Raw genomic sequence first — 16,394 nt, 5'->3', positions numbered from 1 at the left:
TTTTATTAAGAAAGCACGACTGTTGTTAACTGTTAACAAACAGTTCTTGACACTCCTTCTCTTCAGAGTCACCAGCTTAGCCACTCTTTCCCTGACAGCGCAGCGAAGGGGGCACCTCCAAACTATGCGCTTCCAAGAGGCCGGCTTGGCTTAGCAGCTGCCTGGGGGATCCCTGAGCCCAGACGCGGCCTTGATCCAAAAGGATCACCCAATCGCACACCTCAAGGATCAGCTCCAGATCGTGGGAGGCCAGCAGAAAGGTGTGGCCTACTTGCTGGAAAAAGGCGATTAGCTGCCGTCGCGCCCGCAGATCCAGGTTAGCGGTCGGCTCGTCGTAGAGCACCAACTGGGGCTGCATCGCCAGGATCCCAGCGATGGCAATCAGACGCTTTTCGCCACTGGAGAGGCGGTGGGGTGGGCGATTGGCTAGATGCAGGGTGCCAGTCCTCTGCAGGGCTGACTGTACGGCGGCGATAATCTCCGCTTCAGGCCAACCGAGATTGCGCGGTCCAAAGGCCACATCCTCCGCCACAGAGGCGGCAAACAGTTGGTCATCGGGATCCTGAAACACTAGCCCCACCTCAGGCCGAAATTGGCCAGGTTGCAGCGGCTCCCCAAACAACGTAATCTGCCCAGCGCGGAGGGGCAAGAGACCCGCAAGAGCAAGGAACAGGGTAGTTTTGCCGGCACCATTGGGGCCGATAACCCCCACCCGCTGGCCAACTTCAACTCTGAGATCCACCCCTTGCAGAACCAGTGGGCAACCAGGGTAGGCGACCCACAACTGGCTAACCTCCACCGCTGGCCTTGTCTTCATCAGAAAAAAACGCGGCACGGCAGCCCCAGGATCTAGCCGCCCTCCAACGTAAGACGACTACACTACTATGCAGCAAACTCTGACCCTGGTCTGCAAGCTAGCCCCCCAGCGCAGGCAGCCAAGGCCAGGGACAGAGCTACCTTCACACCTGCGGGATGGAGTTGGCTTTAGCCAAGGGAATAGTCTAGCGTTGCTCCAGATCCTTCTGGCGCCTCTGCATGGCGGCGGGGGTAAGCTGCAAGGTGGGCACGCTGGGGCTGCTTAGATCAATCTGGAGAATTTCCTCGGGCGTACACTCGCAGTAGCGGCCCAGATCCCGCATTTGGTTGAGGATTTGAATTTGCAAGGGCAGGCGGTCAGAAAGCGGCCCCAGATAAACATTGCCCAGCTCAGTGTGTAGGGTAATCCCTCCGCCGGCGTGCCAATCCACTGCCCTGATTGGAACTTCAGACAGTTGCAGGGCTTCGAGCAGTGGCGCCCATTGCTCGGGTGGGTGGCTCTCCCAGCTCAGCACCTCCAACTCGGGCAAGGACTCAAGGAAACGGTAGGGATCCGGGGGCAGCCAGTTGCCCTCTCGATCCACCCAACCCGTTTGGTCGCCTCGGCGAGCACGGGCAATCAGCTGCCGTTCCTGCACCTGGACAACAACTCCCACTGGCAGCAACCGCCGCCGCACCTGGACGCTCTGGAAAGGGGAAGCCGGGGATCCCAGCAAGGCTTTTTCCAACGCTGCTGGCTGCACCTGCCAGATGTTTATCGGATAGGTCAGAGGCAATTGCCCCCGGATCCAGTCGGGATCCACCCAGTGGTTACCGCTGACCTGAATCTGCTCTGGTCGACGAATTTGCCAGTAGGGCCGCTGCAGGCTTTGCACCAGCAGTAGCAGGAGAGCTGTGGAACTGGCCAAGCGCCAGGATCCCTGCCAAAAACGGCGACGCCGCTCTTGGCGCAGAAGTTGCCGCCGTCGCAAAAGTTGCTCGCGGCTGGGCGGAGCAAGAGATACCATTGCCTCCCTCTTTCTTCCGGCAGGGAGCAACCTAACCGGCAATTTCCTCGACCTGATCAACCCGCAGCCAGATCGGAGGGGTGGGAACAGCTCCAAACTTAATCTGGATGTAGTCTCCCTTAATCTCCACCACTTCTCCAGCCGTGTCAAAGACGTAGTTGGGGATCATGGGATCACTGGCTTGGGCTTCCAAGCTGCCCTGCAGCTTCTCACGGATGGCTCTTACCAGGGTGCCTCGCTTGATTGCCATTGTCTTTCCCTTCGGTGCTGATTGATGGGTTGAATCTGGGCGCTAGTCCACTCGCGGCTAGCCTACTTTTTCCGTAAGCTGCGAGCCATCTCGCGGAACCTATCTAGGTCAGATCCTCCTCCGCGGCGTGAGGCCACTCCGCTGCCGCTGTTGGAGGTGGGGGAGCCCTGTTCGGCAACAGGTTCAGGAGCTTTGCTTTTTTCTTCAGTCAACTTAACCTTGCTCAAGGAAGACACCTCCTCCACCACCTCTATCTTGCCGCCAGAGCCAAAGTCTTTGAAGGTGTGCTTCACAGTTCTAGGAGTGCGCATGTATTCGATGTTGCCAAGGGTCTTGGCCTCATCCGGGTTGAGAAAGAAGGTGTTGTCTTTCTTTTTGGCCGGCTGGGAAACCGTTTCTGATAAGCTTTGGGAAGCTGCTCGACCACGAGAGCCGAAAAAGCGCCTGAAGATGCCTACCATTGTCTTTTTGCCTGCAGTGCAAGGAAAGAGGAGCCAATCTCTAGAGGCTGGGTCAGTTAGCTGCGGTTACGTAAGGTAACGCCTGGCCCACCTCTGAAACCATGTTAAGCTAACTTGGGCTAGTGCGCCTCCTACCTACAGCAAGGATTGCTTACTCAAGCGCTCAAGCTGGGAAGACCTTCCCAGGAAAGAACTTTTAACCCAATGGCCCCTTGAGGACAGCCAGCCTACTCTAGAGCCCTAGGGACCCCAGCGGCTGGTCCGTATGCTGCCAAAAAAACCGTTCTGGCTTTCTTCTAGAGATAGGCCTTAACTCTCGAAATCAGTTAAACAGCATTCGATCCAACTCAATCTGACAAAAGCTATCACTATTCAGTCCGTTGTTGAGGAAGTCCTACGAATCCGCCAATTTACCTCAAATAGCCTGCTGCGCAAGCGGCACTTTAGCATTGCTTTCCTGAACGAGGTTAGGCTTCGGGAAATTGCCCACCTCTGGCCCTAAAAACCTGCAATACCAGTCTAGGTATAGGTGGTGGGTATCTAGGGGAGGCGGCGGATCCCTCTCAAGCCAAAGAGCTGCTACAAAGCCGCTGGGAAGAACCTTCACCTCTGCTAGTAGCGCACCTCCAGCCTGAGGAGTCTGCCTAAGCTTAGGGCAGTGCTAATGGGGCAGGTCCAGATTTTGCCAGAAGCCTCTTGGAAGCTGGCCATGAACGCAGGGGCAATCTGAGGCATGGCCGCCCTACACGTGACATACTCCCAGCGCTGATCCTGTAGGTAGGTGCAGCGTGGGCTTCTCGCTTTAACGGGGAGCTTTCGCAAGAGCCGTCAGCGAGCAGACCCGGGATGTCCCACCGCGTAGTTTAACTGATTCTGGTTCTGGCAAAAAAGATGCTTTCCATGCTTAAAGATGCCTAAAGTTGGGTTAAGATAGAGCTGTCACTCCTCCTGCATGACCAGGCACGCTTCACAGCTTGGAAAGCGGTGGCCAAGCAGCAGAAGAGTAGGTGCTGTTACGTTTTGAGAGAGATCCATGTTGTTTGTTTTTAACCTGGCAAAGCGTCTACAGCTTGTTCTCCTCACCCTTGTGCTCGGGATGGCTGCAGGGGCGTTTTTGTCCAACCCTGCTGCTGCTGAAACCTACACGGTCAAAATGGGCTCCGATAAGGCCCAGCTCATTTACGATCCCCCTGTCCTCACCATCCAGCAAGGGGATACTGTTCGGTGGGTCAACAACAAGGTCTATCCCCACAACATCGTTTTCGACAAAGTACCCGGTGGCGATGCGGCCCTGGCAGCCAAGCTCTCCCACAAGGCCCTGCTCACTGCTCCCAGCCAAGTGGTCGAGACGGCCTTTGTCGATGTCCCACCGGGCGAGTACACCTACTACTGCACGCCCCATCGGGGAGCCGGAATGGTTGGCAAGATCATTGTCAAGGGGTAAATCGAACTGTAGGCTAGCAACCCCGACTTCGGCCTGCTGGGGCGGAGCCCTACCCGTAGTAGTATAGAAAAAAAGCTAGCCCTCTCAAGGAGGAGGGGGCTTTTTTGCGAAGAGAAGTCTAGCCGGCTTGCTCTTAGGCTGGACAGGCCCTAGCCCCTAGCTGTAGTCTCCAGACGGGTTCCCCATGACCACCCCTGTCAAAAGCTACCTGCTCCTAGCGGTTTCCTGCGTCAGCGCCATTGCCGCTGTGGGCTCAATCTTCGAGTTGGCTTCTGGTGAGCCGGACTTTGGCGTTGGCCCCACTAGCATCATCTTGATCGTGGCCGCTCCCCTAGCCGTTTGGCTGTTCCAAGGAGCAGTTGAGGCGGCGCGGGCTGCCAACGCCGGCAAGAGGGGCAAGAAGAGAAAATGAGCAGGTAGAGGTGGGACTCAGCAGGTTTGTTGCAAAGAAACCCGTGATTCTATCTCAGTTTCTGCCGGCTGATGAAACTCAGGCAGCAGCTCTCGTTTTTGCACCGTTCCAAGGGCTGCTTCCAGCTCCGCAGTCGCTAGCGTACAACTGGAGCCGTTACCGTTTAGCACGGTCTCCGTTACCTGCCCATTTTTGTCGATCCGATACTCGATCTTGACGTACTCGGGCATCTGCCTGCTCAACAACCCTTTTCCTCCTCCCCATTGTATTGGCTCCATGGCCTCGGTGCGTCCCCCCCCTTGCAAGCAGTGGCAATGGGTGGGAGCTCATCACCCTAAGCCCTGTGAGCTTTTTATGGAGCAGACGGCCAGCTTCTTGGCGAACCCAGCGGCAGCACCTTTTTGCAACCAGGGGATCAGTGTATGGGCACGGCCAAGCAGTTGCGCCGCCTGGGCCAGTTGCTCTATCCCCGCCCCTAGGTGGAGCCGGCTAAATACGCCTGAGGATGCTGGAACCGTGGGAATCGGTGCCACAGGTTTTCAAGAGTCCGTAGGTCTGGGCCAACTCCTCCCCGATCGCCGTCTCTTCTGGGCTGGGAGCCCAAGGTTCCGGATTCTTGTAGGCGTAGTAGACTTCGAGGCCGTCGATTCCTAGGGCCGCTGCTGCCGGGACGAGGACTTCTGCAGGCAGCCAGTAGCGAAAGGGATGGGCCAACACCGCCAACCCTCCCGCCGCTTGAATGGCCCCAATGGCCTCAGCAGCACCCAGGCCGGGCACTTGCTCGCCTTGGATGTAGGGATCCAAAGCGGGGTCGGCAGGATCAAACCCGTAGCCAAGAATATGCACCTCGCAGCCCAGCAAGTTGGCTGTAATCTCGATCCCCGACCAGAGGATGGGATCATCGGGGCGATCCAGGTGGGCGCGGGCCTGTTGGTAACCCTTCAGGGTGTGGTGATCGGTGATGGCCAGGCCCTGGAGGCCATGCCGGCGCGCCTGCTCCGCCAGTTCCACCGGATCCATTTGCCCATCCGAACAGCGGGTGTGCAGGTGAAAGTTGTACTGCCAGGGACAAGAAAGGGGGCCGATCCCTTGCAGCACTCGCCGCAACTCTGCTGCCGAAGCAGTTTGACAGGGATCCCGTTGCAAACTAATCAGCATGACAGCCCTTGAGTCTCAACCAGGCATCTCTCCAGAGCAGTAAACTTTGGAGTTTTATCTTTTGTTAAGCAGGTTCACCCATTCTAGCCAGGGCAAGGGAGGGTCGCTAGGTGTCAAGAGCTACAGAATGGGCCAGGGATCCCTAGGGGTTGGCCAAGATCTCTTCGGCCGCTTTGAGAGCTGCTCCAGGAGAGAAGTCGCTGTAGCCCAGGGTGTGCAGGGTCGATTCCAGAGCAGCCAGGGTTGTGAGAATGTCGCGCTCGCTCACGAAGCCCAGGTGGCCGATGCGGAAGATCTTGCCCTTGAGGTGATCTTGGCCAGCAGCAAGGGCAATGTCGAAGTGTTTCTTCAGGGTGCTGCGGAGGGTGTCGGCGTTGATCCCTTCCGGAGCCAGCACGGCTGTTACCGAGGGGCTGGCTGCTGACTCGGGGTTGACCAAAAGCTTCAGCCCCAGGGCCTTGACACCGGCGCGGGTGGCCTGGGCCAAGCGGGCATGGCGGCGGTAGATGGCCTCCAATCCTTCGGCCCGCATTAGGCGCAGGGTAACCTGTAGGGCGTAGAACAGGTTCACTGCCGGCGTAAAGGGAGTGGTGCCTTGGCGCAGGGCTTTTTGGGCAAGCTTAAAGCTCCAGTAGTACTTGGGAAAGCGAGAGCGCTCGGCAGCAGCCATGGCCCGCGGGCTAACAGCTACAAACCCCAGCCCTGGCGGGATCATGTAGCCCTTCTGTGATCCAGAGGCCACTACATCCAAGCCCCACTCGTCCATGGGCACCGGCATGGCTCCCAAACTGGTGACGGCATCCACAATTACCAAGGCTTCCCCATGCTCGCGGGCGGCAGCCGCAATGGCCTGCACATCGTTGGCCACGCCGCTAGAGGTTTCTGAATGGGTGAGGATGACCGCCTTGATGGTCTTCTCCCGGTCAGCAGCCAGCTTCTCCTGGAAGACTTCGACGGGATAGGGCACGCCCCAGGGGGTTTCTATCCGCTCGCACTGCAGGCCAAATTGCTCCGACATCTCGGCCCAGCGCTCGCCAAACTTGCCGTTGACCCCTACCAAGACGCGATCCCCAGGGCTGAGGGTGTTGAGGATCCCGGCTTCCATCGCCCCGGTGCCGCTGGAGGCAAAGACAAACACATCCGAAGTAGTCTGGTGCAGCCAGCGCAGCCCATCCGTCACCTCTTCCAGAATGGCGGTGAACTCTTTGCTGCGGTGCTCGATGGGCCCCCGCGCCATGGCCAGCAGCGCACTCTCGGGAACGGGAGTGGGGCCCGGGATCATCAACATTAACTTGTCTTTCATGCGTGTCCCGCTGGGGAGGTCAGCTTCAAGAGGTGGCGGCCAGATTCGAACTGGCGCATAGAGGTTTTGCAGACCTCTGCCTTACCACTTGGCTACGCCACCCTACTGCTCATAGATTATCGTAATCCGAAAAGGGGATCCCTCTTCCACTTGCCGCCGTCAATGGTAGCAGCTCTCGGTTCGGCTAGGCATCGACACCCTCGCCCATACTTTTTTCGCTGGCAACTGCCCGAAAACGTTGCCAAACCAAAAGGCGGCTTGAGCTTCCCCGGTGGCTGCAGTTGAATCCTCGGCATCTCAGGGTGTTTTAAGTCTTACCCAAGGGGTAGCCGCGGGGGGTGATTAGCCACCTGCCGTAGCGAAAGGTCTGCGAGTTGCCGATCAAGACCAGGGTGAACATATCCACCGCCTCGGGATCTACCTCCCCCAGCGTGGTGAGGTGGAGGGTCTCGCCGGGGCGGTAGAGGTTGCGGGCCACTGCCACCGGGGTACGGGCAGAGCGGGCTCGGCGAAAGATCTGCAGCGCCTTGAGAAAGGGATCCAAGCGCTGCGGCGAGCGAGGGTTATACAGAGCTACCACAAAGTCAGTCTGGGCAGCGGCCTGCAGGCGTTGCTCGATGGTCGGCCAGGGAGTGAGCTGGTCCGAGAGGGAAATGGCGCAAAAGTCCTGCATCAGGGGTGCCCCTAGCCGGGCAGCAGCAGCCTGAAGCGCAGAGATCCCCGGCAGCACCTCCACAGAGGGGCGGATCCCATCCCAGCCGGCATGGGCCAGGCACTCCAGCACCAGCCCAGCCATGCCGTAGATCCCCGCATCTCCCGAAGAGATCACCGCCACCTGCAGCCCCTGCTGGGCCAGGGCAATGGCTCGCTGCGCTCGCTGCACCTCCTGCGTGATGGGAAAGGCTTCGCAAATCTGGCCGGGGCGCAGGAGGGGCGCCACCAAGTCCAGGTAGAGCTGGTAGCCGATTACCGCGTCGGCTTGGGCCAAAGCCAGCCGGGCAGCCAGCGTCAATTGGGCGGGATCCCCAGGGCCGGTGCCAATCAGCCACAGGTGCCCGGCGCGAGGCGAATACTCTCGGGCAGCGCGGGCAATGGCTAGGGTACAAGCTCCCTCGCTTTCGGAGGCAAAGACCTGCTTGGGGCAGAGGAGAGTAGCTCTCCCTGGGGCTGGATCGCTATCCCCTGAGCAGCGCTGGGCCGCCAAAAGGGCAGCCGCCTCCGCTACCGAAGGGGTGCCCACCGCCTGTTGCACCGCCTCCGAAGGGTGGGGAACCGGGATCCCCGCCAGGGCCTCGGCCGAGAAAAACTGAATGGGCCAGCCGTAGGCTTGGGCCAGCTCCACAAGTCCCGCCTCATCCCGTTTCAGCTCTAGGGTCGCCAAGCCAGCAATGGCCTCGAAAGCCAGCCCCTGGCTCTGGAACAGGCGCCGCAGGGATCCCTCTAGCCAGGCGCGGCTAGTGCCCCGCTCGCAGCCCACCCCCACCCACAGCACCCGCGGATGCCAGTGAACGGTGGGGATCTTGTTCTTGTCCAAAGAAGTTGAATACTCGCTGATCCGGATCTGGGCCACCGCCTGGCTAGGAGCAGTGCTCAAGAGAGGGTGATCTGCCGGCCAAGCCCGCCGCCAGAGCTGCATGCCACAGGTTTGCTCAACAGCCACTGGCTCTCCTCGCGCCAAAGCAGCAGCCACCTCGTTCCAATCGCCAGCGCCCCGCCGCCAACCGTAGGGATCCCCCAGCAAATCCACAGGCGGGATCCCCAGCCCCTCCGAGGCGGAGGTGAGGACGGGCTCGGCTCCCAAAGCAGCCGCCACCCGCCGCGCCAAGGCATCAGCTCCCCCCACATGTCCGCCACAGAGGCTGATGGCCCAGCGGCCAGCTTCGTCCACCACCACCACTGCCGGATCCCGGTATTTGTCCCGCAAGAGGGGAGCAATGAGCCGCACCACCGACCCAACGGGCAAGACAAAGATACAGCCCTGCACCTGCGGCCAGCTCTGGGCCACTGCTGCCGCTAGGGATCCGGGTAGGGGATCCCCGTAAGCTTGCCAGGGCGGAGGCAGGGGCTCTCCTTGGGAGTTGGCCTTGCTCCAGCAGATCCACTCCTCCGGCAGCAGCGACAGCAAAGGCTGGGCCAACTGGCGACCGCGGGGAGTAGGGGCAAACAGGGCAAGCTTCATCACCTGGGAGGGGAGAGTCCTATACTGGACTATAGAGTCACCCACGGACAGTGCCGATGTTGGGCCCCCTTGGACTGCTGCTGCCCCTCATTCCGCTGGAGGCTTTGCTTTCCACAAAGGGGCTGATGTTTTTACTGCTTTCAGCCTATGGCGGGGCGATGTGGACATTTTTGAGCGGCGCACCGCGGGTCTACACCATCATCGTGCCCGATCTGGAGCAGGCAAGGGGGTTCTACGAGAAGGTGTTGAAGCTGCCGGAGGCGGAGCTGCCGTTGCAGTACTACTACGGCTATGAGCAAAGCGTCGTCAGCTCTAGCCTGGGCTCCGTCTACTTCCCGGGGGATCTTGGCCTTGGCTCCCGCCTTGACGCCAAGGGCCAGCCCGCCTCGAAAACCCTCGATACTGCTGGCCTTTGGTACCAACTCTCTGACGCGGTGCAACTGCACGTGATCCCTGGCTCTACGGATCCCTATGCGGCTGCTACCCCCTACAGTGGCTCCTCCAGGCCTTTGTCAACCTACGGGACGGCGGCAGGCCGCAGCGGCAGCGCTCGCTATCGCCACGCCAGCTATGAGCGGGAGGCCCTCAAGGCCCTCCTGAGGCGGATTAACAAACAAGGGATCCGCAACAGTGTCCGCTCCGAGAAGCCCTTGGTTTTCTGGGTGCGGGATCCGCAAGGCCAAATCATCGAATTTGCCGAGCTGAGGAGCTGAGGCAATCCTGGTACCATAACAGCAACAGCTAAGGAAACGCCGATGAAAGCAACGCAACGGGTGCTGCTGGTGGGCTTGGCCTTGCTTTGCCTGTGGGCAGGGATTGGACTGCCAGCAACAGCTCTGTCCCGAGCCAAAGACAATCCGGCAGTTACCGCCCCATCCCAAGCCAAGGATTTCATCACTACCGAGTCGGGCTTGCAGTACTACGACATTGTGGAAGGGACAGGGCCTTCCCCGCAGCCAGGGCAAAAGGTGGTGGTGAACTACGTGGGCAAACTTCAGGATGGTACGGTCTTCGATAGCTCCTACAAGCGCAATCAACCCTTTACCTTTACCTACGGGGCAGGGCAGGTGATCCCTGGCTGGGAAGAAGGTCTGGCCACGATGCGCGTGGGGGGTAAGCGGTACTTGCGCATCCCGCCGGAGTTGGCCTACGGCAGCCGCGGTGCTGGCGGCGTGATCCCTCCCAACGCCACCCTAGACTTTGAGGTGGAGTTGCTGGCCATCCAGTAATCTCGTTGGGCCTGTGCAGCAACTTTCTCTCCCTCAGCTTCCTGAGGCTGCAGCAGATCCTGCCTCAGCAAAGGCCTATCTGCGCCAGCACTTTCGCCAGCTACGGCAGGGGTTGGATCGAGCTCTTATCAGCCAAAAGATCGTGGCTCATTTGGCCTCTTGTTCCCAAATCCTGGCCGCCAAAACCATCCTGGCTTATGTGGCTTTCGGCTCAGAGGTGGATCTGGGATCCCTATTTGTCCTTTTTCCAGAGAAGCAGTGGGGGATCCCTCGCTGCTTGCCCCAGCGGCAGTTGCGCTGGCACCGCTACAATCCGGCTGAGCTAGTCCCCAACCGCTGGGGTTTGCTGGAACCCTCCTCCACCAGCCCCGTTGTCGACCCGGGCGAGGCGGATTTAATCCTCGTGCCTGCCCTGGCCTGCGATCGCTGGGGGAGGCGCTTAGGCTACGGAGGAGGATACTATGACTGGTTTCTAGCCTCCCTACCAAATCCCACCGTGCCCAAGTGGGGCATTGTCCCGCAGGCCTGTCTGCTGGAGCAGCCCCTCCCCTGCGATCCCTGGGATCAGCGCCTGGACGGGATCCAAACCGAAGAGGGGTTTTACCCAGCAAGGAATCCCCTAGACTAAGGGGGTAGGCCTTGGAGGAGAGAGCATGAGCCAAGTTTGGGAGCACAGGCAGCGTCTAGCCCAAAGGTTCTCTTCCCTTGCTTGGAGTCTGGCTTGGGTGGTCTTGGCGGCGCTCCTAGCGGGTTTTGGGAAGATCCCGCTGCAACTTAAGGATCTCCACGTCACCTCCTGCCCCGATACCCCTGAATACACCAACCTGGTAACCAGCAACGGCAACCCCATACCGGCCAGGTGCCTGTTTATCGAGGGCACAGTTGTCAACCGCTCCAAGAATACCGTGCTGAATGCCGACGTCTTTGGTCGCCTCTATGATGCCAACGGCAACGAAGTTCTGCCGGAGCGCACCCGCCTGGGGGCAATTGCCGAAGTTCCTCCTGGGGAAAGCCCCTTCTCCATTCGCATCTCCGTGCCCGTGACCAGCCCCCTGCCCTTGACCCTGGAGCAATTTAAGGCCAGCGGCTTCAGCGGCACCGTGCGCCGTTAGCCTTAAAGCTGACGGGTAAACTCCACCTGGGCTGGGCGCCCTGGAAGATGGAGCTGGGCAACCACCGGCGGGGTTTGGGCAATGAGGCGGCCCCGGCGGAAAACATACAGACAGGGTGGCTTGAGGCGAATGGCTTCGACGACATCGGCAGCTTGGAGCACCACCAAATCGGCGCGGCAGCCAGGCTGGAGCCCGTAGCCCTCCAGGCCCAGCAGGCGGGCTGGGTTTTCGGTTACCGCTAGGAAGCACTGCCGCATCTGCTCATAGCCTGTCATCTGGGCAGCGTGGACGGCCATGTGGGCCACTTCCAGCATGTTGCCGCTGCCCAAAGGGTACCAGGGATCCATCACACAGTCCTGGCCAAAAGCCACCGTCAGCCCGACGGCCATCAGCTCTGGCACTCGCGTCAGTCCCCGCCGCTTGGGGTAGGTGTCCTGGCGGCCCTGTAGCACCAGGTTGACCAGCGGGTTGGCGACCACTCCCAGCTCTGCCTCGGCCATTAGGGGGATTAGCTTGCTCACGTAGGCGTTGTCCATCGAGTGCATCGAGGTGAGGTGGGAGGCCGTCACTCGACCCTGCAGGCCCAGCCGCAGCGTCTCATAGGCCAAGGTCTCGACGTGGCGGGAGAGGGGGTCGTCTGTTTCGTCGCAGTGCAGATCCACCCGGAGGCCCCGCGCGGCTGCAATCTCGCACAGAGCCCGCACTGAAGCAGCTCCTTCGGCCATTGTCCGCTCGAAGTGGGGGATCCCACCCACCACCTCCACCCCCAAATCCAGAGCCTTCTCCAAAAGCTGCACCGCCCCCGGCGAGCGGTAGTAGCCATCTTGGGGAAAGGCCACCAGTTGCAAATCCAGGTAGGGGGATACTTTTTGCTTGACCTCCAGCAAGGCCCGCACCGCCAACAAGTTGGGATCGCACACGTCCACATGGGCGCGGATGGCTAGGATCCCGCGCGCCACTGCCCAGTCGCAGTAGGTTAGAGCCCGCTCGATGACCGCCTCCGGAGTTAGCAGTGGCTTCAACTCTCCCCAGAGGGCGATCCCTTCCAGCAAGGTGCCCGATTGGTTGACACGCGGGATCCCGTAGGTGAGGGCAGCATCCAGGTGAAAGTGGGCATCCACAAAGGGGGGCGACACCAAGCGGCCGCTCACATCGATCTCCTGGGGAGCAGTAGCCTGCAGATTTGCCTCCAGGGCAACGATGCGCTCCCCCTCGATGCCGATGTCGATTCCCTTACGGCCATCCGGCAAATTGGCCCGGCGCAAGATTAAATCCATCCCCCTCTTCCCAAGCCAGCTTGACCCTTTTCTTGCTAGCGGCAGCTTTCTCAAAAGCAGCCTTGCTCCGAGATTCCCTAGGGTTTGCCCTCAAGTTCCTGGTAGCCACTAACGTATATGGTAGAGGAAAGCCTGTTTTCGGGTCCTTCCCCCTCCCTATGCCCAGGGTTAGCGCCTCTCGCCAGCAGACCGACCTTGGTTTGAGCCTTGCCCAGGCCAAGGGGCTAAAACCCTATCAGCGCAAGCAACTGCAACGTCTTTACCAACTGCGACTGCCCCCCAATCGGCTGGTGACGGTGGAGTTTGCCCAAAGGCTGGGAGCCCTCACTCAAGATCTGGAAAGCCAGCCCATCAGTGTTTACCTCAATCGGCGGGGCCAAGTGATTCGCGTGGGGCTGGGATCCCCTTTTGAAACGCAGATCCCGGCTTGGGAGCTGCCGCGCCAGGGGGCGGAGCGCCTGTCCGGGATCCGCTGCATCACCACCCAAGTGGGCCCAGGGGGTCCTAGCCAAAAAGCGCTGACAGCTATGGCTCTCCAGCGGCTGGATGCCCTCATTACCCTCTCGGTCTCTCCCCTAGAGGGACGGCTGCGCCGCGGCGGAGGGACCACGGGCTTTGTCAAGTGCGCCTACCTGGCCCATCTGGTGCCGGAGGAAGGGCGCCGTTGGCAGGTTTCTGAGCCTTTGCCGTTGGGGACCCTGGCAGAACAAGATCTGCAGGAGCTGGTGACGGAGCTAGAAGATGGCTTTCGGCGCCAAGCAACTGCCCGCCAGGTGGATCCCAAGCAGGAGCGGGCCATCCTAGTGGGGCTGCAGGGGCCGGGCCAGAGCTACGAGGATCTCATGGACGCCTTGGCGGAACTGGGCCGCTTGGTGGAGAGCGCCGGCGGACAGGTGCTCCAAACTATCTGGCAGCGGCGGGAGAGCCCCGATTCTGCCACGGTCATCGGCTCGGGTAAAGTCCAGGAGTTGGCCTTGCTGGTGCAGGATTTGGGGGCCAACCTGGTGGTGTTCGACCGCGAGCTCACCCCCAGCCAGGTGCGCAACCTAGAGGAGACCCTGGGGGTGCGAGTGGTGGATCGCAGCGAGGTGATCCTGGATATCTTTGCCCAGCGGGCCAGAACCCGGGCCGGGAAGTTGCAGGTGGAGCTGGCACAACTGCAGTATCTGCTGCCCCGCTTAGCCGGTCGCGGTCGCACCATGTCGCGGTTGGGGGGTGGAATTGGCACCCGCGGCCCGGGGGAAACCCAGTTGGAAACGGAGCGGCGGGCCATCCAGCGGCGCATCAGCAAGCTGCGGCAGGAAGTGGAAGAGCTGCGCCGCCACCGCCAGCGGCTGCGCCAACGGCGGGAGGGATCCCAAATTCCTGTGGTGGCCCTGGTGGGCTACACCAACGCTGGTAAATCTACCCTTCTCAACGCCCTCACCCACGCCCAGGTCTACGTGGCTGACCAACTCTTTGCCACCCTGGATCCCACCACGCGGCGGCTGGAGCTGCCCGGTCAGCAGGCGGTGCTCTTGACCGACACCGTGGGATTTTTAACTGAGCTGCCTGAGCAATTGGTAGAGGCATTCCAGGCCACGCTGGAGGAGGTGACGGAGGCCGATGCCCTGCTGCACGTGGTGGATCTCTCCCACCCCAACTGGGAAGGGCAAATCGAGGCGGTGGAAAAATTGCTGGACCAGATGCCCCTGACCACCGGTCCCCGACAATTGGTGTTCAACAAAATTGACCGCCTGGATCCCGAGTGGGTGGAAGATGTCCGCCTGCTCTACCCCAAGGCTTTGTTTGTTTCCGCTGCCACTGGCCAAAACCTGGATCAGTTGCGCCACACCTTGGCCCAGTTTGCGGCTGCCTTTGGCTCCGGCTCCTTGGCGGCAGATCCCTAAAGCATTCCATTAGAAAATCCAAACTTGCCGGCTGTCCTCTCCCTTCCCCCTGCCTCAACATTCAGTTACATTGCAATTAGGTTCAGTTACACGCCAAGTTGCCGTCTGGCAGAGGGGGAGGACATGGCCGCTATGGCAGTTGCACCGCGCTCGGCGCATCTCACACTGCAGACGCTGCCTATTGGCGCCGATACCCTTGCCATCCGCTCCCAGGACTGGGATCGGGATCGGTTTGACATCGAATTTGCCCTGGAAAATGGCACCACCTATAACTCCTTTTTGATCCGCGGCGAGAAGGTGGCCCTCATTGACACCTCCCACGAGAAGTTTCGGCAGTTGTACTTGGATCTGCTGCGAGGCCTCCTGGATCCCGCCACAATCGACTACCTGGTGGTCAGCCACACCGAGCCAGATCACAGCGGCCTAGTGGGGGACCTGTTGGAGCTGGCGCCCCAGCTGACGGTGGTGGCCTCTAAAGTGGCCGTGCAATTTCTAGAAAACCTGGTGCATCGGCCCTTCCGGCACCTGGTGGTGAAGCAGGGGGATCGCCTGGATCTGGGCAAGGGGCATGTCCTGGAGTTTATCTCGGCTCCCAACCTGCACTGGCCCGACACCATCCTCACCTACGACCACGGCACCCAGATCCTCTACACCTGCGACGTCTTTGGGATGCACTACTGCGACGACTTGGCTTGGGATGAGCATCCCCACCTGCTGCAGGCCGACTTTAAGCTCTACTACGACTGCCTCATGGCGCCCAACGCCCGCTCCGTGCTCTCGGCTCTCAAGCGCATGGAAGCCCTACCTCCCATTGCGGCCATTGCCACCGGCCACGGCCCCCTACTACGGCATCACTTGTCTAAGTGGGTAGAGCACTACCGCCGCTGGAGTCTAGAGCAGGCCAAAGCCGAACGGCTGGTGGCCGTCTTCTACCTGTCGGGATATGGCCAGGCGGAAACGCTGGCTCAAGCCATTGCCCGCGGGATCCAAAAAACCGGCGTTGCCGTAGAGCTGGCGGATCTGCGGCTGCTGGATGCCCATGAGGTGCGGGAGCTAACCAGCTTGGCTGCCGGTGTGGTGATCGGCATGCCCCCCCAATCGGGGCCCGAGGCAGCCACCACGCAGATGCTGCTGAAAACTCTTCTGGCTGCTGCCCACAGCAAGCAGGGCTTTGGCCTGTTTGAGTCGGGGGGAGAAGACGACGAGTCGGTCTACCTCTGCCGCAACACTTTGCAGGAGCTGGGTGCCAAGGAAGTGTTTCCGCCCATCCTCCTCAAGCAGCCTGTGAACGAAACCCTGCTGCAACTGGCGGAAGAGGCTGGCACCGACCTAGGGCAATGGCTGACCCGGGATCGCAGCATTCAGCAGATGAAAGCCCTAGACGCCGACTTGGATCGCGCTCTGGGTCGCATCAGCAATGGCCTTTACATCCTCACCGCCCGCAAAGGGCAGGCCACTAGCGCCATGCTCGCCTCCTGGGTAGCCCAGGCCAGCTCTGATCCGCCGGGGATCAGCGTTGCGGTGGCCAAGGATCGGGCCATCGAGTCTTTCCTGCAAGTGGGAGACACCTTTGTCCTCAACGTGCTGCAGGAGGGCCATCACCAGTCCTTGATGCGCCACTTTCTCAAGCGGTTTCCTCCAGGGGCCGACCGCTTTGCTGGCGTCAAGACCTACCCTGCCGCCAACGGATCCCCTATCCTTGCCGATGCCTTGGCCTACCTGGAGTGCCGCGTGGCCAGCCGCCTAGAAACCAGTGACCACTGGGTGGTCTACAGCATCCTTGAGGCAGGGCGGGTCTCCAGTCCCGAGGGCCTCACTGCGGTGCACCACCGAAAGGTGGGGAATCACTACTGATCG

At 60.5% G+C, this 16,394-nt stretch carries 17 protein-coding genes and 1 tRNA gene; 8 read left to right on the top strand and 10 right to left on the bottom strand.

Annotated features, from left to right (window positions below; all coding sequences use genetic code 11):
* Nucleotides 1-76 precede the first annotated feature (76 nt).
* The 4 genes from NW804_RS03820 to NW804_RS03805 all read right to left on the bottom strand — a co-directional run bounded on the left by NW804_RS03820 (nt 77) and on the right by NW804_RS03805 (nt 2,534).
* The gene (locus tag NW804_RS03820) at nt 77-835 is read right to left on the bottom strand and encodes an energy-coupling factor ABC transporter ATP-binding protein (RefSeq protein WP_414420801.1); all 759 of its coding nucleotides are present in this window, start codon (nt 833-835) and stop codon (nt 77-79) included.
* A gap of 166 nt (nt 836-1,001) precedes the next feature.
* Entirely contained in the window at nt 1,002-1,823 is an 822-nt protein-coding gene (locus NW804_RS03815; RefSeq protein ID WP_414422898.1) for a cell division protein FtsQ/DivIB, read from the bottom strand.
* Between the two features lie 31 nt (nt 1,824-1,854).
* Complete coding sequence (gene ndhO / locus NW804_RS03810) at nt 1,855-2,073, bottom strand: NAD(P)H-quinone oxidoreductase subunit O (protein ID WP_414394954.1); 219 nt, start codon at nt 2,071-2,073, stop codon at nt 1,855-1,857.
* 62 nt (nt 2,074-2,135) lie between these two features.
* Nucleotides 2,136-2,534 carry a hypothetical protein gene (locus tag NW804_RS03805; protein WP_414409746.1) on the bottom strand — a complete coding sequence of 133 codons (399 nt, stop codon included), beginning with the start codon at nt 2,532-2,534 and terminating at the stop codon, nt 2,136-2,138.
* Between the two features lie 1,033 nt (nt 2,535-3,567).
* Here NW804_RS03805 and petE point away from each other — a divergent pair.
* Together petE and NW804_RS03795 are read left to right on the top strand one after the other, a co-directional pair.
* Entirely contained in the window at nt 3,568-3,978 is a 411-nt protein-coding gene (gene petE / locus NW804_RS03800; protein WP_414394956.1) for a plastocyanin, read from the top strand.
* A gap of 184 nt (nt 3,979-4,162) precedes the next feature.
* The gene (locus NW804_RS03795) at nt 4,163-4,390 is read left to right on the top strand and encodes a hypothetical protein (protein WP_414405254.1); all 228 of its coding nucleotides are present in this window, start codon (nt 4,163-4,165) and stop codon (nt 4,388-4,390) included.
* A 17-nt stretch (nt 4,391-4,407) separates the two neighbouring features.
* Here the strand turns inward: NW804_RS03795 and NW804_RS03790 are convergent, their stop codons facing one another.
* The 5 genes from NW804_RS03790 to cobJ all read right to left on the bottom strand — a co-directional run bounded on the left by NW804_RS03790 (nt 4,408) and on the right by cobJ (nt 9,030).
* On the bottom strand, nt 4,408-4,632 hold the full coding sequence (locus tag NW804_RS03790; protein ID WP_414405253.1) for a DUF2997 domain-containing protein: 225 nt from the start codon (nt 4,630-4,632) through the stop codon (nt 4,408-4,410).
* 247 nt (nt 4,633-4,879) lie between these two features.
* Nucleotides 4,880-5,548 (bottom strand): PHP domain-containing protein, encoded by a 669-nt coding sequence (locus NW804_RS03785; protein WP_414422897.1) that lies wholly within the window; start codon nt 5,546-5,548, stop codon nt 4,880-4,882.
* A 142-nt stretch (nt 5,549-5,690) separates the two neighbouring features.
* Entirely contained in the window at nt 5,691-6,851 is a 1,161-nt protein-coding gene (locus tag NW804_RS03780; RefSeq protein WP_414405250.1) for a pyridoxal-phosphate-dependent aminotransferase family protein, read from the bottom strand.
* 30 nt (nt 6,852-6,881) lie between these two features.
* A tRNA-Cys gene (locus NW804_RS03775) sits at nt 6,882-6,953 on the bottom strand.
* 205 nt (nt 6,954-7,158) lie between these two features.
* A complete protein-coding gene (gene cobJ / locus NW804_RS03770; protein ID WP_414422938.1) occupies nt 7,159-9,030 on the bottom strand; it encodes a precorrin-3B C(17)-methyltransferase in 1,872 nt (623 codons plus the stop codon).
* A 56-nt stretch (nt 9,031-9,086) separates the two neighbouring features.
* On the opposite strand from cobJ, the gene NW804_RS03765 reads away from it, so the two are divergent.
* The 4 genes from NW804_RS03765 to NW804_RS03750 are packed head-to-tail and all read left to right on the top strand — an operon-like array spanning nt 9,087 to nt 11,371.
* On the top strand, nt 9,087-9,743 hold the full coding sequence (locus tag NW804_RS03765) for a hypothetical protein (RefSeq protein ID WP_414422896.1): 657 nt from the start codon (nt 9,087-9,089) through the stop codon (nt 9,741-9,743).
* A gap of 42 nt (nt 9,744-9,785) precedes the next feature.
* Nucleotides 9,786-10,259: an FKBP-type peptidyl-prolyl cis-trans isomerase gene (locus tag NW804_RS03760; RefSeq protein WP_414409742.1), complete on the top strand. Its 474-nt coding sequence runs from the start codon at nt 9,786-9,788 to the stop codon at nt 10,257-10,259.
* A gap of 13 nt (nt 10,260-10,272) precedes the next feature.
* Nucleotides 10,273-10,887, top strand: coding sequence for a 5-formyltetrahydrofolate cyclo-ligase (locus NW804_RS03755; protein ID WP_414409741.1), 615 nt, complete (start codon nt 10,273-10,275; stop codon nt 10,885-10,887).
* A 25-nt stretch (nt 10,888-10,912) separates the two neighbouring features.
* Nucleotides 10,913-11,371 carry an FxLYD domain-containing protein gene (locus NW804_RS03750; protein ID WP_414405246.1) on the top strand — a complete coding sequence of 153 codons (459 nt, stop codon included), beginning with the start codon at nt 10,913-10,915 and terminating at the stop codon, nt 11,369-11,371.
* Between the two features lie 2 nt (nt 11,372-11,373).
* On the opposite strand, the gene NW804_RS03745 is transcribed toward NW804_RS03750, so the two are convergent.
* On the bottom strand, nt 11,374-12,648 hold the full coding sequence (locus tag NW804_RS03745) for an amidohydrolase family protein (protein WP_414422895.1): 1,275 nt from the start codon (nt 12,646-12,648) through the stop codon (nt 11,374-11,376).
* 158 nt (nt 12,649-12,806) lie between these two features.
* Between NW804_RS03745 and hflX the strand changes: the two genes are divergently transcribed.
* Complete coding sequence (gene hflX / locus NW804_RS03740; protein ID WP_414422894.1) at nt 12,807-14,537, top strand: GTPase HflX; 1,731 nt, start codon at nt 12,807-12,809, stop codon at nt 14,535-14,537.
* A gap of 123 nt (nt 14,538-14,660) precedes the next feature.
* The gene (locus NW804_RS03735) at nt 14,661-16,391 is read left to right on the top strand and encodes a diflavin flavoprotein (RefSeq protein WP_414422893.1); all 1,731 of its coding nucleotides are present in this window, start codon (nt 14,661-14,663) and stop codon (nt 16,389-16,391) included.
* The last annotated feature ends 3 nt before the right edge of the window (nt 16,392-16,394 follow it).

Source organism: Synechococcus sp. WC10meta (assembly GCF_047461475.1).
The sequence above is the reverse complement of the archived record's forward strand: the minus strand, read 5'-3'. Positions and strand labels throughout refer to the sequence as shown.